Genomic DNA, 22,383 nt, shown 5'->3' with positions numbered 1-22,383 from the left:
TTATCTATTTTGCGAAAGCCCCCTTTTAGTTTATCCGATGACTACCAGCTCTAATACTCCCATCTTCTTCAAAGTGGCAGTAAAGAGCTGCTACGTCCCTGGATAACGAGTTCTAAGCTTCGAAGAAGCTAAGAACTCTGTTTATATAAATATTTGAAATATATGGTGCCGAAATTTATTCTACCCATTGTGCTATAGTACAGAGAATACTAACATTATTTTTCCTTACCTTTAGGACTCCGTCAGAAGTATTAACTTTGTACTTCTTTCCATCTACATCTTCAAAGGTTGTTATTGTTGGTACAAGTCCTGCAATTATAGCAGAATGGTCTGAAAGAATTCCTAGTCTACCTTCTGTAGTTTCACAGTTTAAAGAGACTGCATCTCCTTTAAAAAACTCACTCTCTGGAGTAATTATTGTAAGCTTAAAGACCTTTTTCATATTTTATCACATCCAAAATAATATTAACCCAAAGTCTTAGCTTTCTCTATAACATCATCTATTGTTCCTGCAAATAAGAATGCTGACTCTGGTAAATGATCATGTTTACCTTCTAATATTTCCTTGAATCCTCTTATTGTTTCCTTTATAGGAACATATCTACCTTTTAAACCAGTGAATTGCTCTCCTACTGTAAAAGGTTGAGATAAAAATCTTTGAACTCTTCTTGCTCTATTAACAAGAACTTTATCTTCATCTGATAATTCATCTACACCTAATATAGCTATAATATCTTGAAGTTCTTTATACCTTTCAAGAATATACTTTACTTGAGTAGCTATTTCATAATGTTCCTCACCAACGATTCTAGGATCTAGTACTCTTGAGCTTGATTCTAATGGATCAACCGCAGGATATATTCCAAGCTCTACTATAGCTCTAGATAGAACTGTAGTAGCATCAAGATGGCTAAATGTTGTTGCTGGTGCTGGGTCAGTAAGGTCATCAGCAGGAACATATACTGCTTGAACAGAAGTAATTGATCCACTGTTAGTAGATGTTATACGTTCTTGTAATGCTCCCATCTCTGTTGCTAGGGTTGGTTGGTATCCTACAGCACTTGGTATTCTACCTAATAATGCAGAAACCTCTGAACCTGCCTGAGTAAATCTAAATATATTATCTATAAATAATAACACATCTTGACCTTTATCTCTGAAGTATTCAGACATAGTAAGTCCTGTAAGTGCAACTCTCATTCTAGCTCCTGGTGACTCATTCATTTGTCCAAATACTAAAGCTGTCTTATTTATAACCCCTGAATCTAGCATTTCATTGTATAAGTCATTTCCTTCTCTTGTACGCTCTCCTACACCAGTGAATACTGATAATCCACCATGTTCTCTAGCTATATTGTTAATTAATTCTTGTATAAGTACAGTTTTACCAACTCCTGCACCACCAAAAAGTCCTATCTTTCCACCCTTTTGATATGGTGCTATTAAATCTATAACCTTTATACCAGTTTCAAACATTTCTGGTTCCACAGATTGCTCAGCAAAGCTTGGAGCTGGTCTATGAATTGTATAATAATTATTAGTATCAAGAGGACCTTTTCCATCTTTAGTTTGACCTAATACATTGAACAACCTTCCAAGGACCTGTTCTCCTACAGGCACTTCAATAGGTCTTCCTGTATCTATAGCCTTAACTCCACGCTTAAGTCCTTCTGTTGATTCCATAGATATAGTTCTAACTATATCATCACCTATATGTTGTTCAACCTCAGCAACTATAACTCTACCATCCATCTTAATTTGGATTGCATTATAAATGTTAGGCAATGAGTCTGTGTCAAATTTTATATCTATTACTGGTCCAATAATTTGAACTACTTTACCAATACGTTGTGCCATATTAATTCGCTACATCTAACTTATTAACATATAAGTTAAATATAACTCCTCCTATCTATACTTTTTATATAGGTTACGATATAATGGCTTATTAACTTTGTGCTTGAGCTCCACCAATAATTTCTGAAATCTCTTGAGTGATAGCCCCTTGTCTAACCCTATTATATTTTAACCTTAAAGAAGCTATTAATTCATCTGCATTTTGAGTCGCACTGTTCATTGTCTCCATTCTATTTCCCTGTTCTGAAGCCTTAGAATTTATCATTGCATTAAGTATCATTGCATTACAATAGGATGGTACTATTGACTCTATAAGCTCTTCTTTGTTACCTTCTATATCAAATTCATCTTCACCAATATGGTCTTCTTCGCTTTCTTCAAAAGTAAGAGGCAATAATCTACACTCTTTTGGTTCTTTTACTATTGGATTTTTAAACCAAGTATAAAGTATACTTACTTCTCCTACTTTTTCTTCACTAAACATATTGAAGCTATACTCAAAGATACTATTAGCTTCAGTAGCTGTAGGCACATCAGAGATAGTTTGATTATGTTTATCTAATGTCTTAATTCTATGTCTCTTAGCTAAGCTTTTACCTTTTTCACCAATAACTGCTATTAAATAATCCTCTTCATGGCCTTTAGTTATTTCTTTAAGCTTATCCATAACATTGTTATTATAGGCACCGCACATTCCCATATCTGAAGTTATAACAATGATTAATTTCTTTTTACTTCCATTGGATTGCATATATCTATTTTCTTTTGGCAGTGATGGAATTACTTCATTCATAACTTCTCTATAGCTTTTAAAATACGTGTTATTTGTATATAAGGATACCCTTACCTTTTTTAGTTTAGATGTTGCTACTAAGGCCATAGCCTTAGTAAGCTTTTTTGTATTCTCTATAGATTTTATTCTCTTTTTTAAAATAACTAATCCTGCAACGCCCATATTTTCACCTCCTAAAAATTTAGGTGATATCTCTAAATTTCAGTTAAAAATACTTTTTTAAATTCAGTTATGGCCATATTAAGTCTTTCTTTTATTTCTGAATCTAATTCTTGTTTTTCTTTTATAGAACTTGGGATATCTCTATAATGAGTACCTATATATTCTAAAAATTCCTTTTCAAAAGCTTTAACCTTATGAACTGGAATATCACTTAAGAAATCATTCACTCCGCAATATATTATTATTATTTGCTTTTCTACATCCATAGGAGCATATTGTCCCTGCTTTAATATTTCTATAAGTCTTTTACCCTTTTCAAGTCTCTTAACAGTTTCTTTATCTAAATCTGATCCAAATTGAGTAAAGTTCACAAGTTCTCTATATTGAGCAAGTTCTATTCTAAGGGTTGATGATACTTGTTTCATAGCTTTAATTTGTGCATTTCCTCCAACCCTAGATACTGATATACCTGCATTTACCGCTGGTCTTTGACCTGCATGGAACAAGTCAGATTCTAAGAAAATTTGACCATCTGTTATAGATATTACATTTGTAGGAATATATGCTGTAACATCTCCTGCTAAAGTTTCTATTATTGGAAGAGCAGTTAATGATCCTCCTCCTAAGTCATCAGAAAGTTTTGCAGCTCTTTCTAAAAGTCTTGAGTGAAGATAGAATACATCTCCTGGATAAGCTTCTCTTCCTGGTGGTCTACGAAGTAATAATGACATAGTTCTATAAGCAACAGCGTGCTTAGACAAATCATCATATACTATAAGTGCATCTCCACCTTTATACATAAAATATTCAGCCATTGAACATCCTGAGAAAGGTGCTAAATATTGAAGAGATGCAGATTGTGATGCCGTTGCAGCTACAACTATTGTATAGTCCATAGCCCCTTCAGCCTTAAGTGTATTAACTATATTAGCAACAGTTGACTGTTTTTGACCTATAGCTACATAAACACAAGTTACATTTTTGCCCTTTTGATTTATGATAGCATCTATTGCTAATGCACTTTTTCCAGTCTGTCTATCTCCTACAATTAACTCTCTTTGACCTTTTCCAATTGGAATCATAGAGTCTATAGCCTTTATACCTGTTTGCATAGGGCTTTTTACTGATTGTCTCTCTATAACTCCTGGTGCTTCTACTTCTACAGCTCTGTATTCTGAAGTTACTATCATTCCGTTACCATCGATAGGATTTCCTAGAGAATCTACAACTCTTCCTACAAGAGCTTCACCAACAGGTACTTCTACTACTCTACCCGTTCTTTTTACTATATCGCCTTCTCTGATACCTTCTTCAGAACCTAATAATACGCATCCAACATTGTCTTGCTCTAAGTTAAGGGCAATTCCGTATACGTTATTAGGAAATTCTAATAGCTCTCCTTCTAAACAATTATCTAATCCATATATTCTAGCTATACCATCTCCAATTTGGATTATAGTTCCAGAATCTATAGTGTTAATGTGACTTTCATATCTATCTAATTCTCTTTTTATAATAGATGTTATCTCACCTGGTTTAATATGCATGATTCCACCTCTATTCTCACCACGATTTAAAGCCTGTATTACATGTCATCTCTAACATATCTAAGCTTACTTTTTACTGTTCCATCAGTAATATCATTTCCTATTTTAACTAATACTCCACCAACTATACTCTCATCTATTTCTTCATGGATTACTATTTTTCTACTATAGAACTTCTCAAGTCCTTTAGTTAACTTAATTCTCTCTTCATCAGTTAGTGGAATTACAGTCCTAACTGTGGCATTAAGAATTTTACCTTTTTCATCTAAATCTATAATACACTCTTGAGATTTAGCCTTACCAATCTTACATTTTTCACTATTAACTATCTCATCAATTGTAGCTTTAGTAGTTACATCTTCACCTATAATAACTTTGATATCATCTTTGTAAGACTCATCTACTATATTATTTATGACAATTTCTCTACTATAGAAATCCATTAACCAACCTCTTAATTTTTTTGTTTCTTCTTCATTTAGAGGTTTATTTGTTATAATATCTGCTAATAATTCTTTATTAAGCTCACTAAAGTTATATCTACCTACGTTACCTTCTGATATATTCTTAAGATCCATAAGTTTAGTCTTAATAGTTCCATCTATGGTTTCATCTCCTACAGAGATTAACATTCCACCTAATAGAGATTTATCTATTTCTTCCTCTATTATTACTGTCTTTTCATAACGTTTTTCCAACTTACTTTTAATAGTTTCTCGTTCATTATGATTTAATGGAATTACAGACTTAATTTTAGCTACAACGGTATTATTATTTTTAAGGTATACTAATCTAAACTGATTATACTTTTCTCTCAGATAAAGTATCCTTCCTTTGTCAATAAGTAATAGTAAAAAACTTAAAAGTTCATCCTCTATCTTACCCTTAAATAATTCCTCAAATATTCTCTTTTTATTGTGCTTATTAATTTGAGGATTTCTGATAATCTTTATAAGTCCTTCATTATTATCCATTTCCTCAACTACTTCACCTAGTTCTTCCAAAACAGTTTCTATATTACCTGCTTCTTTACACATTTCATAAAGAGCTAGGGCATACCGCCTATCTAAAAATTCATACATTTTTAAATACCTACCTTAGCTATAAATTTATCAATTAACTCTCTGTGACTTTCTTCATTGATTTCTTTCTCTAAAGTTTTCTCAGCAAGTTTCATGGATAAATCAATAATTTCTTGCTTAATTTCTTTACTAGCTTTTTCTCTTTCCCTTTTTATTTCTTTAGTAGCTCGTTCTTTTATGTTAGCTACTTCTCTTTGTGAGTCTTCAACTATCTCAGCATATACTTTATCAGCTTTTTGCTTATAACTCTCTACTAATTTCAAGCCATCATTTCTATATCTTTTAACATCTTCATCATACTTTTGTTTTAATAACTTCGCTCTTTCTTCTTCATCCCTAGCCTTTTTGAAAGCACTTTCCACTTCTTCTTTTCTAGTATTGATAACTGCTAAAGTCTTATTAAACACAAATTTTCTTAGTATTAAATAAAATATAAAGAAATTGATGGTTGATGGTACTATAATACTCCAATGAATATTCATAAGCTACGTTCCACATCATCCTCTTAATTTAATCACAAATATATACTACACTACCTACTTTATCTTCTTAAAAATGCAACTAATTAAGATATGGAACTACACCCTCCTTCTCAATATTTTTACTAAGATATTAACCTTTTACTCCGAATAATATTAATAATAATCCAAGTAAAAATCCATATATAGCTGTTGCCTCTGATAAAGCTCCCCCTACTATTAAAGCACTCATTATTTTACTACTAGCCTCTGGTTGTTTTGCTATACTCTCTACTGCTTTACCAGTAGCATTTCCTGTTCCTAATCCTCCACCAATAACTGCAAGTGCTGCTATACCTGCTCCTAATGCTGACATTCCTGCTATAAAAGCTGCTGAATCCATTTATAATTCCTCCTCAAAAATAAATATTTTTTATATTTATAGTAATTTACTATTAATAATTTTTATTTAGTTAAATTTAGTTTTTAATGTTCTGCTGTAATCTTAATATTAATCATTGTTAACATTACAAAAATAATCATTTGTATGGTTCCATCAAATATATCAAAATAGAAATGGAACGGTATAGGTAATCCTATTGCTGCAATAAAATTTAATCCTGTAAGAGCTCCGTATAGAAGTTCCATAATCATTGTTGCTGCAAAGATATTTCCAAAAAGTCTTAGACTTAATGATATTGGAAGCATAATTCTCTCCATTATATTTATTGGTAACAATAATGGAACAGGAGATGCATATCCTTTAAAGTAACCCCAAAGACCTAACTTTTTAATAGTATGCCCTTGAATTACAAAAAAAGTAGTAAGTGCAATTCCTAAGCTTACACTAAAATCTGATGTAGGAGGCTTTATTCCAAATAACCCTACCATATTTAATAAAAATAAATAAATTCCTAAGGATCCTATGTAAGGAATAAAAGGACTTGAGCCTGGTCCCATGTTATCTTTAACTACATTAGATAAAAATTCTATTCCAACTTCTACAATACTTTGTACCTTACCTGGAACTTTTTTAACCTTTCTACTATATAGAATGGATAAACCCAAAGCTAATGCAATAAATACCCATTGTATAAAAACACTTGACATAACTTCATATTTATATCCAAAAATATTAATTGCAAACAAAGGTGCCATTTCTTCCATAACATCATACTCCTTTCTGGCTCTTCAAGCTAAAACCATAACATAATATAGCTAATAGCTGAGCCGTATATCCTGCAATAAAAATAAAAAAGCTCACCTCACTTTTCTTAATTATAGCGAGAGATATTCCACAAACAAGTCCTATTCTAACTATATAGGATAAAAGTATTAATAAACCTTTAAATCTCTTATCCTTCATAATAATCATTTCAGTTGTCAGTGAGTTAATAATAAAATTCACAAAACTACAAATTATCCCCAATAAAAAAAACCAGGATATCCAGTTAAAGAATAACATTAAAATTAATGAAACTATAATTCCTATAATAGAATCAAGTAAGCCAACAAGCTTAATAACCTCTGAGCACTCTTTATTCATTGGATTGGACCACCTCGCTTTTGCATATATGATATTATACATCTAGGTTCAAATCTTCTAAAACCTAAATTTTCACCAAATTAGGTCAAATTAGTTCTAAAGAAGTAAATAATCAATAATAGTACAAGTTCTCTCTGCTTTGCTACATTTTTTGAGGTTTTACAATAAAAGGATTATTTCAAAAGACTTTTATTCATTTGTCTGTTAAAACTGAAAATTTACAATAAGTAGTCAAAAGAATTTAAAATATCAATTATTTTCTGAATTAAAAGAATTCTTACTAAAATATTCCCCAATAAACTCTAATAAATCAATTTAAACCTCTACATTACACTTTATATATAAAAAAGTATATAATTGTATATTCATTGTATGCAATTTTTTATGCATTGTATTCATTAAAAAAACGGATGCTCCGTTTAATTTTACTTAATATTGATTAAATATTTATTAACTTATTCAAAATTCTAACTAATAAGGGCTACTCTTCTCTATAGAAACATTGTTTTTAGGCTTATTGCTTTACTTTTATCCTTTAAAGTTATTTTTATTGTATCTTATCGGTACTATTTCTATACTAAACTAAATTATAAATATTTGAACTTTATATCAAAATACAGAATATTATATAATCTTAACCTTATTAAGTAATATAATAAAGTTATAGTATTTTTTTATTACCTAAAAAAAATAATAAAAAATAATAATTTTCTCTTGATAATTATTATTTAATAGTATATAATAAGTTCATAAGATAAATACATCGAGAAAATCTAAAAACAAAAACTATTATAATATGAAGATTTAAGGAGGAAATATTTATGAAAAAATTTGTATGTACAGTATGTGGTTATATTCACGAGGGAGATTCAGCTCCAGAGTTTTGTCCAGTATGTAAGGCAGGTGCTGATAAATTTGTAGAAAAATCAGAAGGCAACCTAGCTTGGGCTGATGAACACAGAATAGGAATTGCAGCAGAAGTTGATCAAGAAGTAATTGAAGGATTAAGAGCTAACTTTACTGGAGAATGTACAGAAGTTGGAATGTACTTAGCAATGAGTCGTCAAGCAGATAGAGAAGGATATCCTGAAGTAGCTGAAGCTTATAAGAGAATAGCATTTGAGGAAGCTGAACACGCAGCTAAATTTGCTGAATTATTAGGAGAAGTAGTTGTAGCAGATACAAAAACTAATTTACAAATGAGAGTTGATGCTGAGCATGGTGCTTGCCAAGGTAAAAAAGACCTTGCTACATTAGCTAAAAAATTAAACCTAGATGCAATTCATGATACAGTTCATGAAATGTGCAAAGATGAAGCTAGACACGGTGCTGCTTTCAACGGTTTATTACAAAGATATTTTGGTAAATAACCCCCATTCCCCTAATTTAATAAAATTTACCTAAATAATATATGGAGCTCTAGTATTAACTAGGGCTCCTTTTTTTGTATACAATTTAATATGTTAATATTATTTTTATTAGAAAAATACCCTGATTAGAAATCTAAATCTAATCAGGGCAATGTTACAACTGTAATAATATACTACTTAGTTCCGAATAAACGATCTCCAGCATCACCTAAACCTGGAACAATATATCCATGTTCATTTAATTTCTCATCTATTGAAGCTAAATATATATCCACATCTGGATGTGCTTCCATAACCGCTTTTATTCCTTCAGGAGCTCCAACAAGACACATAAGTCTTATATTTTTAGCCCCTCTTTTCTTAAGAGCATTTATTGCATCTATAGCTGAGCCTCCAGTTGCAAGCATTGGGTCAGTTACTATAATATCTCTATCTTCTATATCTTGAGGTAACTTACAGAAGTATTCTACCGGCATTAAAGTTTCTTCATCTCTATACATACCTATATGTCCAACTTTAGCTGCAGGTATAAGCTTAAGCATTCCATCAACCATTCCAAGTCCAGCTCTTAATATAGGTACTATTGCCATTTTCTTTCCCGCAAGAACTTTACACTTTGTAATTCCTATAGGTGTTTCAATTTCCACTTCTTCTAGTTGCATATCTCTAGTAACCTCATAAGCCATAAGCATAGCAACCTCTTCTACTAATTCTCTAAAGTCCTTAGACCCCGTATTTATATCTCTCATGAATGCTAATTTATGTAGTATTAATGGATGGTCTATTTGTGTAACTTTACTCATATGTTCTTATCCTCCTAAAATTATTTATTATATTTTTTTTCTATCTCCATTATCTTGTTAACCCTATTCTCATGTCTTCCACCTTCAAAGGTTGATCCAAGAAATGCATCAACTATATCTAAAGCAAGTCCGGTTCCTACAACTCTTTCTCCCATTGCTAATATATTAGCATTATTATGTTCTCTAGTCGCATGTGCACTAAAAGTATCACTGCATAGCGCTGCTCTTATTCCTGGTATTTTATTAGCTGATATACTTATTCCAATTCCTGTACCGCATATTAAAATTCCATAATCATATTCTTTAGCAACTACTGATTCAGCCACTTTTTCAGCAAAATCTGGATAGTCACAAGAATCTTCTGTATATGTGCCATAATCCCTAACTTCTATGTTCTTTTTCTCTAAGTGCTTAATTACTTCTTTTTTTAATCTTAAACCACCATGATCACTACCTATTGCTATTTTCATATTTATCCCTCCAATTATACTTTTAATATGTTAAAGCCAGCACTTTTTTTAAGTCTATTCATTACTGCAGTACCTACTCCACTCTCTTCAAATGCTTCACAAAGAATTATATCAATGTCTATACTATCAAAACTTCTTAAAACTCTAAATAAATTTTTACCTATATCTTCCATATCACATCTTGCTCCAATAGAAATAACAGTTCCTTTATTATATAAAGATTTTGTTTCATCAGTTGCAATAATTCCAACTTTTTTACCTTGTTTAATATAATTTAATACTATTTCATTAATTTTTGCAACAACTTTATCTATATCACCGTCTACTATCTTCACAGGAGCCTTCGGTGCATAATGTCTATATTTCATTCCTGGTGCCTTAGGCTTAAAATCTTCTGTAGGCTTTGATAATACAGATGGATCTATATAAACCTGATTATCTATTTCCCTTAACATCTCTAAGGTTATAGCGCCTGGTCTTAAAATACATATAGGGGAAACTGTACAATCTACTATAGTTGATTCTACACCCACAATACTATTTTCTCCTCCTAATATATAGTCTACCTTTCCCTCTAAATCTTCAACACAACTTTCCATGTCTGTAGGACTAGGTCTACCGGATATATTAGCTGAAGGTGCTGCTATAGGTACTCCAGCGGCTTTTATTAAACCTATAGCGATATTATTTTGTGGCATTCTAATTCCCACAGTAGGCAACTTTGCACTAGTAACCTGTGGAACTAGTTCAGTCTTCTCAAGTATTATGGTTATTGGTCCTGGCCAAAACTTTTTTATTATTTCTCTTGCTACAATTGGTACATTTTTAACATAGGGCTCTATATTATAATCCCCTACATGAATAATCAGAGGATTATCTTGCGGCCTACCCTTTGCCATAAAAATTTTAGCTACTGCTTCACTATCTAACGCATTAGCACCTAATCCATATACGGTTTCCGTAGGGAAGGCTACAAGTCCACCATCTTTTATAACTTTTCCTGCTTCTTTTATCACACTTTCATCCGGAGTCTTCTCACTTAACATCACAACTTTTGTTTTCATACCTATTAACACCCACTTCAATAATCCATTAAAATAAATTTATCATTACAAACCCAAATATAATTCCAAATATAATCCACATTGCATTTGTATAACTACTATGCAATTCATTGCTTTCCGGAAGCATTTGCCCAAAAGCTACATAAAGCATAATTCCACTGGCAAAGGCAATACTATAGCCTAAAAATGAAGATGATATGGAATTAATTAACATACCTATCCAGGCTCCTATAACAGTTGGAAATGCTACTAAAAAACTATACCATAAAATTTTAAATGGTTTCTTGCCAGCAGCTATTAACGGTGTTGCCATGGCAATTCCTTCTGGTATATCATGAATGGATATTAATATACTCATCTTTATACCTAATCCCGAACCTTTAACAAATCCAAAACCCATTATAATGCCTTCTGGAAAGTTGTGCATCATTAACCCTAAAGCCATTAATATTGCAACTTTTGTATGATTTATCATATTTGGATTTCTATCATTACTGTGGCTACTTGCTTTAATTAAACAATCTATAAAATATATAACTATTACTCCAATAATTATAACTATGAGAGTTCTAATAAAGCCGATCTTATCAATTGATTCTGGTATAAGTTCTAGGAAAATTATTGATATAATTATCCCTGTAGCAACTGCCAATAAAACTCCTAATAACTTGTCAGTAGGATTTTTTAAGGATACTCCAATTAATGCACCAACCATAGTTCCTATTAGAGATACTATAGCAGAAAAAATTCCTATTATAAATATAGTACTATTCATAATTTCTCCTTGAAAATTAGTATTAGTAAAATATATTTATAAATTCTATGTTTTATTCTGTTTTCTATATTCTTTTATATTAGCTATAGCATCCTCAGTAAATACAGCAGTTACACAATACTTAAAAAGTAGATCTAATAGCATATATTTCTTTACTCCACCTCGTTTTACTACAAAGTAATAATAGTCATCATCCTTAGGCATTTTTACTTTAACATAATATTTCCCTATACCACTGAATCTCTCTAGCACTTTATTCGTAACCAATCTCAATCTTTTATTTCTAAACTTAGACTTTGTTATTATCAATATATCAAAGTACTTTTCTTGAGGTATTGTATGAATAATTGCTACTTTACTATAGTGAATTTTATATTTTATTCTACCACCTAAAATAGATATCAGTATTTTATCTTCATATAATTGAAACTTTAAATATTCTTCATTGTATCTCATTAGTACAGAAAATAATATTAAACTTTCAATAACACAAAGATATATAATAAAAAATATATTTATTTGTTTAGCTATAAGCAACACTATAGGCAATATTATAAAAATAAAGCCCATAGATAGCATAAACCTTTTGTAAGATTTTCTTTGCTTCTTTAGGACTTTATCTATATCCATTAAGTAATCCTCCACCTTACAAAATTTAATACCTAAATACCATTTCCCATTGCCTTCATTTTTTCGGCTTGGTCAGCAGTTATTAACCCATCTAACATCTCATCTATATCTCCATCTAGGAAAGCTTCAAGTTTATAAAGAGTTAATCCTATTCTGTGATCTGAAACCCTTCCTTGAGGATAGTTATAGGTTCTAATTCTTTCACTTCTATCTCCAGTTCCAACTTGACTCTTTCTATCATCTGCAATTCCTTTAGCTCTTTCTGCTTCTGCTGCTTCATATAGTCTAGCTCTTAATATTTTCATAGCCTTTTCCTTGTTTTTAAGCTGGGATTTTTCATCTTGGCATGAAACTACAAGTCCTGTTGGTAAGTGAGTCATTCTTACTGCTGAATCTGTTGTATTAACGCACTGTCCACCATTTCCTGAAGCTCTAAATACGTCTATTTTTATATCATTCATATTTATGTCGATATCTACGTCTTCAACTTCTGGAAGTACTGCAACAGTGGCTGTAGATGTATGGATTCTACCACTTGATTCCGTGTCAGGTACCCTTTGAACTCTATGCACTCCACTTTCATATTTCAGTTTACTATAAGCCTTATCACCTTTAACCATGAATACTACTTCTTTAAATCCACCGATATCAGTTTCATTAGCACTCATTATTTCTACTTTCCATCTGTTACGCTCTGCATATCTTGTATACATTCTAAATAAATTGGCTGCAAATAAAGCTGCTTCATCTCCGCCAGCTCCACCTCTAATTTCTATAAATACGTTTTTATCATCATTAGGGTCTTTAGGTAATAATAATATTCTTATTTCTTCCTTAGACTTCTCGCATTGTTCCGTTAATGCCTTTATATCTTCTTGAATCATCTCTCTCATTTCTCTATCTGATTCTTCATTTAGCATTTCTTTATTTTCAGCTAATGCATTTTCAGCATCTCTGTATTCTCTATACCTTCCTACTATTATCTCTAATTCTGCATGCTCTTTACAAAGTTTTTGCCACTCCTTTTGATTAGCCATAATACTAGGATCACTAATCATATTTGATAATTCATCATATTTGTTTTCTAAAAAACCTAATCTCTCTAACATATATTAACACTCTCCGTAATTTAATCATAAATCTTAATTTTTTACATCATTACATTATATCATAAAAATATTATTTATGGTAACTTTCCTATGACAACTCGATGATTTCCACTCAAATCCCTTAAACTATATATATCACTAAATCCTTCAGTTTTCATGATAGATTTTACTTCCATTTCCTGATCATGTCCTATTTCAAAACATAAATATCCATCAGAGGAAAGTACCTCTTTTCCTTCTTTGCATATCCTTCTATAGAAATCAAGTCCATCTTGACCTCCTGAAAGAGCTAGGTGAGGTTCAAAGTCTTTAACATCTTCCATAAGGGTAGGAATTACTTCCTCCTTAATATATGGTGGATTTGACACTATCATATTAAATTTTAAACCTTCTTTTATAGGTAATTGAAATAAATCACTTTTATTTACATTGGTCTTTTCTCCTAAATTTAAGTTTGAAATATTTTTTTTAGTTACATTTAATGCTATATCACTTACGTCATATAACCACACTTTGCTATTTTTTACATAATGGCCTATGGAAATTCCAATAGCTCCACTTCCACAGCACATATCACATATTAAACTTATATTATTTTTCTTTATTATAGAAATACACTCTTCTACTAAAATCTCTGTATCTGGTCTTGGTATCAACACTCCCTCTTCTACGAAAAAGTTAATACCCATAAACTCAACTTGCCCTAGAATATATGCCATAGGTTTTTTACAACTTCTTAAATTTATAAGTTTAAAAAACTCTTGCTCTTTATCTAAAGTTAATATTTCTGACCTGTTCATAATTATATACAACTTTTCTACATTTAAAACCCTACATAATAGAAGCTGTGCATCTATTATGTATGATTCAATATCACTGCTTTTTAATATATCATATGCCTTTATTAACGCTTCATTTATATTCATATTGTTCCTCATTCACTATAATTCATTCTAACCCCTCTGCAGCTTTTAATGAAGTTATTGCAACTTCAAGCATAGATTCATCGGGTTCTTGTGTTGTTATCTTTTGCAAAAGTAACCCTGGCCATGCAATAATTTTTGATATTTTACTATCACTCTTTCCTAGCCATTTTATAACCTCATAAGTTACTCCAGATACTACTGGTAGTAATAAAACTCTAGAAATCACTCTCTGACCTATAGATTGCCATCCCGTGAAGGAAAATATAATTATACTAATAACCATAACTAAGAATAAAAAATTAGTTCCACACCTTGGATGGAGTCTTCCAAACTTCTTAGCATTTTCTGGTGTTAAATCTATACCACTTTCATAGCAAAATATAGTTTTATGCTCAGCTCCATGATATTGATATACTCTTTTTATGTCTTCTAGTTTTCCAACAATAAATATATATCCTATAAATATTATAACTCTTATTATCCCTTCTATAATATTTAAAACTACCACATTAGATGTTATTGTTTTTTTCACCAAACTAGTCAATGCCGTTGGTAAAATAAAAAAGAGTAATATAGAAAAAGCTAGGGAAAGAACTAATGATATACCCATTAGTACACTATTTCCTTTCTCCTTAAAAACTTTATCAAACCATTTATCAAATTTAGATTCTGACTCTTCCTCATCATCCTCAAAGAAGGAAGCTGAATACTCTAAGCTTTTTATGCCTATAATTAAAGATTCTATAAGAGATATAAATCCTCTTATTATAGGAAATCCAAAAAATTTATTTTTCTTAGTCAAGCTTTCACTTGATTCTTTTTTAACTTCAATACTACCATTAGGAAGCCTTACAGCAGTTGCAAGCCCCTTAGTTCCCCTCATCATTACACCCTCTATAACTGCCTGTCCCCCGACTGTTGTCTTCTTTTCCATTTTAACACCTGCCTTCTATTTCTTATTTCTAACTTCATAATATTATCTTAATATAAGCATCCTATTATTTTAGCTATTATCTACTATTTGCCGCTTCCTCTTCATACTTAATATAACATTCTGCACAAAGAGACTCGTACTCTACATTATCTTCATTATCAATGGCAACTTGATTACCTTCAAAAACAAATTTACCATTAATCTTTCTTCCATTTAATATAGCTTTCTTACCACATTTACAAATTGTTTTTAGCTCCTCTAAACTATGAGCTACTAGTAAAAGTCTTTCACTACCTTCAAAGCCCTCCATCTGAAAATCTGTTCTTAAACCATAGCATATTACTGGAATATTTAATTTAACAGCTATCATAAACATTTCATCAACTTGAGCTTTTGTAAAAAACTGAACTTCATCTGCTAGTATGCAGTGAATTTGTCCATTTTTCTTTATATAATCTTCTACAGTAGTAAAAATATTCTCTCCTTTAGAAAAACTTAAATCTACTTCTTTTGTAACTCCAAGCCTAGATACAATTTTATTTCCTCCCTTTGTATCAGTCTTGGGTTTAATTATTATTACTTTCATTCCTCTTTCTTCATAATTATAAGCTACTTGAAGAAGATTTGTAGACTTTCCACAATTCATTGCTCCATATCTAAAATATAGTTTACTCATAGTAATATTCCTCCAAAGTCCATCAATTAATCACATAATATTATTTTAGTAGAAAAAACTCCATTAATCAAATTAATATTATAAGTACATTTTTAAAAATAAATATTTTTATATACACTAATACTATATAATACAATTAATAATCATATTGACCTTATTTTATCTCTATGTTATAATCTAATAGTTGATAATACGGGTATGTATGTTATATCGAAAGAGGTGAAATGAAATGCAAGAAGGAATACATCCAAACTATAACGACGAAGCTGTTGTTAAGTGTGCTTGTGGTAATACTTTTGTAACAGGTTCTGTTAAATCAGAATTAAAAGTTGATATTTGTTCAAAATGTCATCCGTTCTTTACTGGTAAGCAAAAGAATGTAGACGTTGGTGGAAGAGTTGACAAGTTTATGAAAAAATTCAACCTTAAAAGCGAATAATCATATATATTTTTATGTAGGAGAAGAATACTTCTCCTATTTTTTATGTCCAAAAGCCATAGGTATAAACTCTACCTATGGCTTTTCATATAATCTATTTTAATATATCTTGGTTTTTAGATACAATTTCAAAAAATTCTTCATTATTGTTAGTTTTTGATAAAATTCCTATAAGTTTTTCAGTAACAGCTTGAGGGTTCCCTGTCTTATACATAATCTTTCTTATGTTATAACTAACTTCAAGCTGTGATTTTGTAAGAAGCAAATCCTCTCTACGAGTTCCTGACTTATAAATATCTATAGCTGGGAAGATTCTACGTTCTTGTAGCTGTCTATCAAGGTGTACTTCCATGTTACCAGTACCCTTAAACTCTTCAAAGATCATATCATCCATCCTACTTCCAGTCTCAACCAAAGCTGTAGCAAGAATAGTTAAACTTCCTCCTTCTTCAACATTTCTAGCTGCACCAAAAAACTTTTTAGGCATAAGTAAAGCTCCTGTATCTAATCCACCTGATAGAGTTCTACCCGTTCTAGTTATTGTTAAGTTGTAAGCTCTAGCTAATCTTGTTAAACTATCTAAAAGAATTATTACATCTTGTCCTTGTTCTACCATCCTTTTTGCTCTTTCAAGTACCATATAAGCTACCTTCGCATGATGTTCTGGCTCTTCATCAAATGTTGAGTAAATTACATCTCCCTTAATAGATCTTTGCATGTCTGTAACCTCTTCTGGTCTTTCATCGATAAGAAGTACTATAACTTTAACTTCTGGATGATTAACTGCTATACTATGAGCAATTTTCTTTAAGATAGAAGTCTTTCCCGCTTTAGGTGGAGCAACTATTACACCTCTTTGACCTTTCCCTATAGGTGATAATATGTCCATTAATCTAGTTGATAAATCTTTAGAATCTTCAGTTTCTAATTTCAATCTCTCTGTAGGATATATAGGAGTTAGTCTCTCAAAAGATGTTCTCCCAACAGCTCTCTCTGGATTTTCACCATTTATTTTTGTTACTTGTAGAAGAGCTTGATATTTTTCTCCTTCTTTAGAGCTTCTTACTTTACCTTCTACTTCATCACCATTCCTAAGATTAAATCTTCTAACTTGGGATATTGAAACATATATATCGTTATTTCCACTTAAATAGTTATTCATTCTAAGTAATCCAAAATTAGCATTGTCACTTAATTCGAATATTCCTTTTGATGTTTCTGATTCACTTATTAAACTCTTTAATCTTTCACGCTTTTCTTCTATACTATCAACCTTTTCTTCCACTACAGTTTCCTTTGATTCTTCAATGTCCAAACCTTTACTAATAACTTCATCTTTACTATTATCCTCTTCTACATCTTTCTTAGTAAGTTTCTCCTTAAGAATTATACCTTCTTTTTTTATTTGAGCAGGTTGTATTTTTTCATCATCCTTATGGGAATCTTCTTCATTTTTAATCTCAACAGATTTTAAAGATACTCTTTCAATTTCTTCAATTAATTCATTCTTTTTAAACTTAGTAATATTTTTTATTCCTAATTCCTTTGCAATACTCTTTAATTCTATAACACTCATGCTATGTAAATTTTCACTATTCAAAGGATCACCTCCTAATTGTATATTTCATTTAAATGTAACTTTGGAAAATAATATTTATATGATTAATATAATTCGATATTATTTATAAATGATAGAAGTTTGAAGCTTACTTTTAAAATGTATTAAAATTTTGTATTGTTTATTTTATTTGTTTAATCTATTCATATAATTATATATAACTAAACTTGCTGTAGTATAGATTTTACTATATAAGTATACACTATATTTTCAAAAAATCTATTACCAAGTAAAATATTTATTGCTATATCAATAAATATTTTACTTTAAATTGAAAAATCTAAGAACTCTGTTTATCATTTTAACCAAATATTTCTATACATATACAGAACTAAGCTATTTAAATAATCTATTATAATTTAAAACTACTTATCCTTATCTATCAAATCCATTATATTATACTTAGTTATTTTATATTGAAGTGTTTGCCTTGGTATATTAAGAAATTTACTTGCTTTACTTACATTATTACTATGAATAATTAAAGCTTCCTTTATATATTTAATTTCCATATTCACAAGTTTATCTTTAAGGGACAAACTTTCAATAATATTTCCTAATTGCAAATCAGATATTTCAATAATTCCATGCCTTTTATAATTTAAAGCACCTTCGATTATATGTTCTAATTCTCTCACATTTCCATCATAGTCTTTTTTCATTAAAACTTCTAATGCATAACTATCTATTCCATTAACATTAGTACCTAATCTTTTATTATGCTTTTCTATAAACATTGATACAAGTATAGGTATGTCTTCTTTTCTAGAATTTAATTCAGGCATGTTAATTCTTATAACATTAAGTCTATAGTATAAATCTTTTCTTAATTTATTGCTCTTAACTAAAAAATCAGGATTCTCATTTACTGATGCTATTATTCTTATATCTGTTTTTCTAGTGTTAGTCTCACCGATTCTTCTAAATTCTCCTTCTTGAAGAACCCTTAAGAACTTTCCTTGAAACATTATATCCATAGAATTTAACTCATCTAAATACAAAGTACCACCATTGGCTATATCAAATAACCCTTCTGACTCTATAGCTCCAGTAAAACCACCTTTTCCTACTCCAAAAAAAATACTCTCTAATAAATTGTCTGGAATTGCAGCACAGTTCTGTGCTATAAAGGGCTTTTTTCTTCTTATTGAACTATTATGTATAGCTTGTACTATCAATTCTTTTCCTGTACCAGTATCACCATAAACGAAAATTGGAGATTTTGAATTACATACCTTCATAGCTAATTCTTTAACATTTCTAATTTCTTTACTATTCCCAATTATATCTTCAAACCTATACAAAATTCACAACCCCTTTAATAATAGAAGCTATGCATTATATAATTCTGCATAGCTTCTAAGTAAAACATTTTTGTACTATTTAACATTTATGGTAGCTACAAGCTTAGTATTAATAATTTGGTCTTTGGCTATTATTACATCATAGTCAACTTTTACTTTTCCACCAGCTTCATTAATATCTATGTTTACATCATTAGTTTTAATTTTAATAGATAATCCACCATGAGGAGTATTATAAAGAATAGACGAACTACTCCCATTTTTAAACTCCATATTAGTATTTACGTCCCCTTCTCTTATAAGATTAAAATAATTTTCACCTATTCTAAAAGTAGTTAATGTATCCCCTAAACCCGAAAGTTCTGTTTCTTCATATGTAGCAACATACTCATCATCTTCTTTAAAAAATGATCCTGGACTAACAATTTCAATGCATTCATCCTCATCATTATTCTGTATACTACTTACTCTAATTATAGCATCCTTATCCATAATATTTACCTCTATTCTTCCTAAGAATCTTATTTAAAATATATTCAAACTCTAAGGCTATTTTATTTACTCTTCTAAAAACTTTTCTATATAAGATAAGAATTTATTTCCTCATCAGTTGCACAAATCTCTTCTACAGTCCTGTGATCCTTACTTCCAAACTCTGAATATCTAACAGTGGCCTTTGGTTCATCTTTACCTTTACTATATCTTATAGCAATCTTAGCTGCAATAGATATTACTTCTTCTGTAGCTTCACCTATAATTACTATCATAGAACCATTAAAGTCCTGAACTAACAGTATTGTATCACCTTCCTTAAGAAGACTTTTTATCATTTCTCCTTCTTCTTGAGTTCTTGTAGATATAACTTTAGCCTTAGGTGTAACTCTAAAATGACGACCTATTCTAAGTAATTCAAGCTCTCGTTCCTCTGGATTTTGGTTATGAGATAAAAGTTCTTTTAACCTAACAGAATAATTTGGCTCTGTTAATTTGCATCCTCCCGCTGGTGATGGATATTCCTTTATACCCCACTTATCAGCAAGCTCCATTTGAATCTTTCTTCCTCTACCTTGAATATTCAAAAGTCTTTCCCTATCTACAAGTCCATTCTCTTCCATCTCTGTAGGTTTAAGATTTTTAGCACAAAGAGGACGAAGAATTTTGCTTCCTATTCCACTTTCATTTTTAACTTTATCTAATGCACTTCTATTTTGAGACATAGGTCTTTGATTTAAAACCTCTCCAGTTATAATAAAATCTGCATCTAATTTTTCTAAGAGTTGTCCACAGTACTTCATCATCATAGCATGACAATCAATACAAGGATTCATATTTTTCCCATATCCATTTTTGGGATTTTTAACCATATTAAAATGTTCTTCCTTAAAATCTACTACTTCTAAAGGAATATCTATTTGTTTTACCATTCTTCTTGCATTTTCTTCGTTAAAAAAATAAGATTTAAAGCATATTCCAATAACCTCAATTCCTTGATCTTTAATTAACTTTGCTGCAAGAATACTATCTAAACCGCCTGAAACCATAGCTAATGCTCTTGTCATTTTTTTCTTCACCTAACTCTCTTAGTTTCTTTATATTGTATCTTTTACTCTAATCTGTAGTATATTAATCTCTTTATATCATATTAACTTATAGAAATATTAAAAATAACACATATAATAATATTACTATTTTCTTTTATTACTAGCAACTTGAAAGTAATGGTTAGTAAATTTTATTTACTAACCTCTTTCAACTGCCAATTCAATTAATCTATCTATAAGATTACTATAGGATAACCCTGTAGCTTCCCACATCTTAGGGTACATGCTTATACTTGTGAAGCCTGGTATAGTGTTTACTTCATTTAAATATATTTCTCCACTTTCCTTATCTACTAAAAAGTCCACCCTAGCCATACCTGCACAATCTAACTTCTTATAAACTTTAAGGGATAAATTTCTTATAGTAGCCATTTCTTCATCATTTAAATTAGCTGGAATTAAAAGTTTAGATTCTGCATTAGAATACTTAGCTTCATAATCATAAAATTCCTTATCTGGAATTATCTCCCCTGGAACTGAAGCTTTAGGGTCATCATTTCCAAGTACAGAAACTTCTATTTCCCTAGCATTTAATCCTTCCTCCACAAGAATCTTTCTATCATGTTTTAAAGCTTCTATTAATCCATTTTCAAGACTTTCTCTATCATGAGCTTTAGTTATTCCTACCGAAGAACCACTGTTAGCTGGTTTTACAAAACAAGGATATCCTAGGTTATGTTCAATTTTATTTATAAATTTCTCACTATCATTTCCATAATCAAAGGCATTTACCACTACATAGTCTGCTTGTTTTATACCTTCATGTTCTAAAAGATATTTCGTATAAACCTTATCCATACATACAGCTGAACTCATAACTGAAGGACCTACACATGGTAATTTCATAAGTTTACATAGCCCTTGAATAGTACCATCCTCACCATACATACCATGAAGTACAGGAAAAACTACATCTACCTCTTTATTTAATAACAATTTAATTCCATCTTCAACTTGATTTTTATAGTCTTCTTCCCATTTTCCATTTCCTATATTCTCTATATCACCTTTATAAAGAAACCATTTTCCCTCTTTAGTTATACCTACTGGAAATATACTATATTTTTCTTTATCTATATGATTTAGAACAGATGTTGCCGATACCCTAGACACCTCATGTTCTGTTGATTGTCCTCCAAATAGTATTGCTACCTTCTTCATATTTATCACTCCTAACAATAATTTTATCCTTGGTACAATCTATTCACTGTAAAATTAA

General features: G+C 30.5%; 25 protein-coding genes. 2 read left to right on the top strand and 23 right to left on the bottom strand.

From position 1 onward, the window contains the following. Positions 1–175 precede the first annotated feature (175 nt). From B2694_RS06700 to B2694_RS06660, 9 genes are all read right to left on the bottom strand, one after another. Positions 176–442: a hypothetical protein gene (locus tag B2694_RS06700; protein ID WP_346885086.1), complete on the bottom strand. Its 267-nt coding sequence runs from the start codon at positions 440–442 to the stop codon at positions 176–178. 23 nt (positions 443–465) lie between these two features. Next, positions 466–1,857 carry a F0F1 ATP synthase subunit beta gene (gene atpD, locus B2694_RS06695; protein WP_150844164.1) on the bottom strand — a complete coding sequence of 464 codons (1,392 nt, stop codon included), beginning with the start codon at positions 1,855–1,857 and terminating at the stop codon, positions 466–468. Between the two features lie 91 nt (positions 1,858–1,948). Continuing rightward, positions 1,949–2,812, bottom strand: a complete 864-nt coding sequence (gene atpG / locus B2694_RS06690) for an ATP synthase F1 subunit gamma (protein ID WP_346885085.1) — start codon at positions 2,810–2,812, stop codon at positions 1,949–1,951. Between the two features lie 32 nt (positions 2,813–2,844). After that, entirely contained in the window at positions 2,845–4,359 is a 1,515-nt protein-coding gene (atpA, locus tag B2694_RS06685) for a F0F1 ATP synthase subunit alpha (protein ID WP_346869179.1), read from the bottom strand. 38 nt (positions 4,360–4,397) lie between these two features. Continuing rightward, a complete protein-coding gene (locus tag B2694_RS06680; protein WP_346885084.1) occupies positions 4,398–5,441 on the bottom strand; it encodes a F0F1 ATP synthase subunit delta in 1,044 nt (347 codons plus the stop codon). Positions 5,442–5,443: 2 nt separating this feature from the next. Further along, positions 5,444–5,923, bottom strand: a complete 480-nt coding sequence (locus B2694_RS06675; RefSeq protein ID WP_346885083.1) for a F0F1 ATP synthase subunit B — start codon at positions 5,921–5,923, stop codon at positions 5,444–5,446. Positions 5,924–6,053: 130 nt separating this feature from the next. Then, complete coding sequence (gene atpE, locus B2694_RS06670; RefSeq protein WP_035135390.1) at positions 6,054–6,302, bottom strand: ATP synthase F0 subunit C; 249 nt, start codon at positions 6,300–6,302, stop codon at positions 6,054–6,056. Between the two features lie 83 nt (positions 6,303–6,385). Beyond that, positions 6,386–7,066, bottom strand: a complete 681-nt coding sequence (locus B2694_RS06665; RefSeq protein ID WP_346885082.1) for a F0F1 ATP synthase subunit A — start codon at positions 7,064–7,066, stop codon at positions 6,386–6,388. Between the two features lie 4 nt (positions 7,067–7,070). Further along, a complete protein-coding gene (locus tag B2694_RS06660; RefSeq protein WP_346885081.1) occupies positions 7,071–7,445 on the bottom strand; it encodes an ATP synthase subunit I in 375 nt (124 codons plus the stop codon). An 821-nt stretch (positions 7,446–8,266) separates the two neighbouring features. Between B2694_RS06660 and B2694_RS06655 the strand changes: the two genes are divergently transcribed. Beyond that, the gene (locus B2694_RS06655; RefSeq protein ID WP_035135384.1) at positions 8,267–8,815 is read left to right on the top strand and encodes an NADH peroxidase; all 549 of its coding nucleotides are present in this window, start codon (positions 8,267–8,269) and stop codon (positions 8,813–8,815) included. Positions 8,816–8,988: 173 nt separating this feature from the next. Here the strand turns inward: B2694_RS06655 and upp are convergent, their stop codons facing one another. The 9 genes from upp to B2694_RS06610 all read right to left on the bottom strand — a co-directional run bounded on the left by upp (position 8,989) and on the right by B2694_RS06610 (position 16,202). Next, complete coding sequence (gene upp, locus B2694_RS06650) at positions 8,989–9,618, bottom strand: uracil phosphoribosyltransferase (protein ID WP_035135383.1); 630 nt, start codon at positions 9,616–9,618, stop codon at positions 8,989–8,991. A 20-nt stretch (positions 9,619–9,638) separates the two neighbouring features. Further along, the gene (rpiB, locus tag B2694_RS06645; RefSeq protein WP_346885080.1) at positions 9,639–10,088 is read right to left on the bottom strand and encodes a ribose 5-phosphate isomerase B; all 450 of its coding nucleotides are present in this window, start codon (positions 10,086–10,088) and stop codon (positions 9,639–9,641) included. Positions 10,089–10,102: 14 nt separating this feature from the next. Next, positions 10,103–11,152, bottom strand: a complete 1,050-nt coding sequence (locus B2694_RS06640) for an L-threonylcarbamoyladenylate synthase (protein ID WP_346885079.1) — start codon at positions 11,150–11,152, stop codon at positions 10,103–10,105. A 28-nt stretch (positions 11,153–11,180) separates the two neighbouring features. Continuing rightward, positions 11,181–11,927 (bottom strand): ZIP family metal transporter, encoded by a 747-nt coding sequence (locus tag B2694_RS06635; RefSeq protein WP_346885078.1) that lies wholly within the window; start codon positions 11,925–11,927, stop codon positions 11,181–11,183. Between the two features lie 45 nt (positions 11,928–11,972). After that, a complete protein-coding gene (locus B2694_RS06630) occupies positions 11,973–12,557 on the bottom strand; it encodes a hypothetical protein (RefSeq protein ID WP_346885077.1) in 585 nt (194 codons plus the stop codon). Between the two features lie 32 nt (positions 12,558–12,589). Continuing rightward, positions 12,590–13,666: a peptide chain release factor 1 gene (gene prfA, locus B2694_RS06625; RefSeq protein ID WP_035135375.1), complete on the bottom strand. Its 1,077-nt coding sequence runs from the start codon at positions 13,664–13,666 to the stop codon at positions 12,590–12,592. Positions 13,667–13,740: 74 nt separating this feature from the next. Further along, positions 13,741–14,592: a peptide chain release factor N(5)-glutamine methyltransferase gene (gene prmC, locus B2694_RS06620; protein ID WP_346885076.1), complete on the bottom strand. Its 852-nt coding sequence runs from the start codon at positions 14,590–14,592 to the stop codon at positions 13,741–13,743. 22 nt (positions 14,593–14,614) lie between these two features. Further along, complete coding sequence (locus B2694_RS06615) at positions 14,615–15,526, bottom strand: DUF1385 domain-containing protein (RefSeq protein ID WP_346885075.1); 912 nt, start codon at positions 15,524–15,526, stop codon at positions 14,615–14,617. A gap of 76 nt (positions 15,527–15,602) precedes the next feature. Further along, the gene (locus tag B2694_RS06610; protein ID WP_035135373.1) at positions 15,603–16,202 is read right to left on the bottom strand and encodes a thymidine kinase; all 600 of its coding nucleotides are present in this window, start codon (positions 16,200–16,202) and stop codon (positions 15,603–15,605) included. 229 nt (positions 16,203–16,431) lie between these two features. On the opposite strand from B2694_RS06610, the gene rpmE reads away from it, so the two are divergent. After that, positions 16,432–16,641 carry a 50S ribosomal protein L31 gene (gene rpmE, locus B2694_RS06605; RefSeq protein ID WP_035135372.1) on the top strand — a complete coding sequence of 70 codons (210 nt, stop codon included), beginning with the start codon at positions 16,432–16,434 and terminating at the stop codon, positions 16,639–16,641. 94 nt (positions 16,642–16,735) lie between these two features. Here the strand turns inward: rpmE and rho are convergent, their stop codons facing one another. The 5 genes from rho to B2694_RS06580 all read right to left on the bottom strand — a co-directional run bounded on the left by rho (position 16,736) and on the right by B2694_RS06580 (position 22,325). After that, entirely contained in the window at positions 16,736–18,241 is a 1,506-nt protein-coding gene (gene rho / locus B2694_RS06600) for a transcription termination factor Rho (protein WP_346885074.1), read from the bottom strand. A 383-nt stretch (positions 18,242–18,624) separates the two neighbouring features. Beyond that, positions 18,625–19,563, bottom strand: coding sequence for a sigma-54 interaction domain-containing protein (locus B2694_RS06595; protein ID WP_346885073.1), 939 nt, complete (start codon positions 19,561–19,563; stop codon positions 18,625–18,627). Positions 19,564–19,638: 75 nt separating this feature from the next. Continuing rightward, a complete protein-coding gene (locus tag B2694_RS06590; protein WP_346846991.1) occupies positions 19,639–20,055 on the bottom strand; it encodes a DUF1934 domain-containing protein in 417 nt (138 codons plus the stop codon). Positions 20,056–20,141: 86 nt separating this feature from the next. After that, positions 20,142–21,122: a tRNA 4-thiouridine(8) synthase ThiI gene (locus tag B2694_RS06585; RefSeq protein ID WP_346885072.1), complete on the bottom strand. Its 981-nt coding sequence runs from the start codon at positions 21,120–21,122 to the stop codon at positions 20,142–20,144. 180 nt (positions 21,123–21,302) lie between these two features. Then, positions 21,303–22,325: a D-alanine--D-alanine ligase family protein gene (locus B2694_RS06580; RefSeq protein WP_346885071.1), complete on the bottom strand. Its 1,023-nt coding sequence runs from the start codon at positions 22,323–22,325 to the stop codon at positions 21,303–21,305. Positions 22,326–22,383 lie beyond the last annotated feature (58 nt).

The organism is Clostridium sp. UBA4395, assembly GCF_002390995.1.
GTDB lineage: Bacteria > Bacillota > Clostridia > Clostridiales > Clostridiaceae > Clostridium_J > Clostridium_J sulfidigenes.
The sequence above is the reverse complement of the archived record's forward strand: the minus strand, read 5'-3'. Positions and strand labels throughout refer to the sequence as shown.

Excerpts from the sequence above, each read along its gene's own strand:
- B2694_RS06700 (WP_346885086.1), bottom strand. The coding sequence starts at position 442 with ATGAAAAAGGTCTTTAAGCTTACAATAATTACTCCAGAGAGTGAGTTT.
- atpD (WP_150844164.1), bottom strand. The coding sequence starts at position 1,857 with ATGGCACAACGTATTGGTAAAGTAGTTCAAATTATTGGACCAGTAATA.
- atpG (WP_346885085.1), bottom strand. The coding sequence starts at position 2,812 with ATGGGCGTTGCAGGATTAGTTATTTTAAAAAAGAGAATAAAATCTATA.
- atpA (WP_346869179.1), bottom strand. The coding sequence starts at position 4,359 with ATGCATATTAAACCAGGTGAGATAACATCTATTATAAAAAGAGAATTA.
- B2694_RS06680 (WP_346885084.1), bottom strand. The coding sequence starts at position 5,441 with ATGTATGAATTTTTAGATAGGCGGTATGCCCTAGCTCTTTATGAAATG.
- B2694_RS06675 (WP_346885083.1), bottom strand. The coding sequence starts at position 5,923 with ATGAATATTCATTGGAGTATTATAGTACCATCAACCATCAATTTCTTT.
- atpE (WP_035135390.1), bottom strand. The coding sequence starts at position 6,302 with ATGGATTCAGCAGCTTTTATAGCAGGAATGTCAGCATTAGGAGCAGGT.
- B2694_RS06665 (WP_346885082.1), bottom strand. The coding sequence starts at position 7,066 with ATGGAAGAAATGGCACCTTTGTTTGCAATTAATATTTTTGGATATAAA.
- B2694_RS06660 (WP_346885081.1), bottom strand. The coding sequence starts at position 7,445 with ATGAATAAAGAGTGCTCAGAGGTTATTAAGCTTGTTGGCTTACTTGAT.
- B2694_RS06655 (WP_035135384.1), top strand. The coding sequence starts at position 8,267 with ATGAAAAAATTTGTATGTACAGTATGTGGTTATATTCACGAGGGAGAT.
- upp (WP_035135383.1), bottom strand. The coding sequence starts at position 9,618 with ATGAGTAAAGTTACACAAATAGACCATCCATTAATACTACATAAATTA.
- rpiB (WP_346885080.1), bottom strand. The coding sequence starts at position 10,088 with ATGAAAATAGCAATAGGTAGTGATCATGGTGGTTTAAGATTAAAAAAA.
- B2694_RS06640 (WP_346885079.1), bottom strand. The coding sequence starts at position 11,152 with ATGAAAACAAAAGTTGTGATGTTAAGTGAGAAGACTCCGGATGAAAGT.
- B2694_RS06635 (WP_346885078.1), bottom strand. The coding sequence starts at position 11,927 with ATGAATAGTACTATATTTATAATAGGAATTTTTTCTGCTATAGTATCT.
- B2694_RS06630 (WP_346885077.1), bottom strand. The coding sequence starts at position 12,557 with ATGGATATAGATAAAGTCCTAAAGAAGCAAAGAAAATCTTACAAAAGG.
- prfA (WP_035135375.1), bottom strand. The coding sequence starts at position 13,666 with ATGTTAGAGAGATTAGGTTTTTTAGAAAACAAATATGATGAATTATCA.
- prmC (WP_346885076.1), bottom strand. The coding sequence starts at position 14,592 with ATGAATATAAATGAAGCGTTAATAAAGGCATATGATATATTAAAAAGC.
- B2694_RS06615 (WP_346885075.1), bottom strand. The coding sequence starts at position 15,526 with ATGGAAAAGAAGACAACAGTCGGGGGACAGGCAGTTATAGAGGGTGTA.
- B2694_RS06610 (WP_035135373.1), bottom strand. The coding sequence starts at position 16,202 with ATGAGTAAACTATATTTTAGATATGGAGCAATGAATTGTGGAAAGTCT.
- rpmE (WP_035135372.1), top strand. The coding sequence starts at position 16,432 with ATGCAAGAAGGAATACATCCAAACTATAACGACGAAGCTGTTGTTAAG.
- B2694_RS06590 (WP_346846991.1), bottom strand. The coding sequence starts at position 20,055 with ATGGATAAGGATGCTATAATTAGAGTAAGTAGTATACAGAATAATGAT.
- B2694_RS06585 (WP_346885072.1), bottom strand. The coding sequence starts at position 21,122 with ATGACAAGAGCATTAGCTATGGTTTCAGGCGGTTTAGATAGTATTCTT.
- B2694_RS06580 (WP_346885071.1), bottom strand. The coding sequence starts at position 22,325 with ATGAAGAAGGTAGCAATACTATTTGGAGGACAATCAACAGAACATGAG.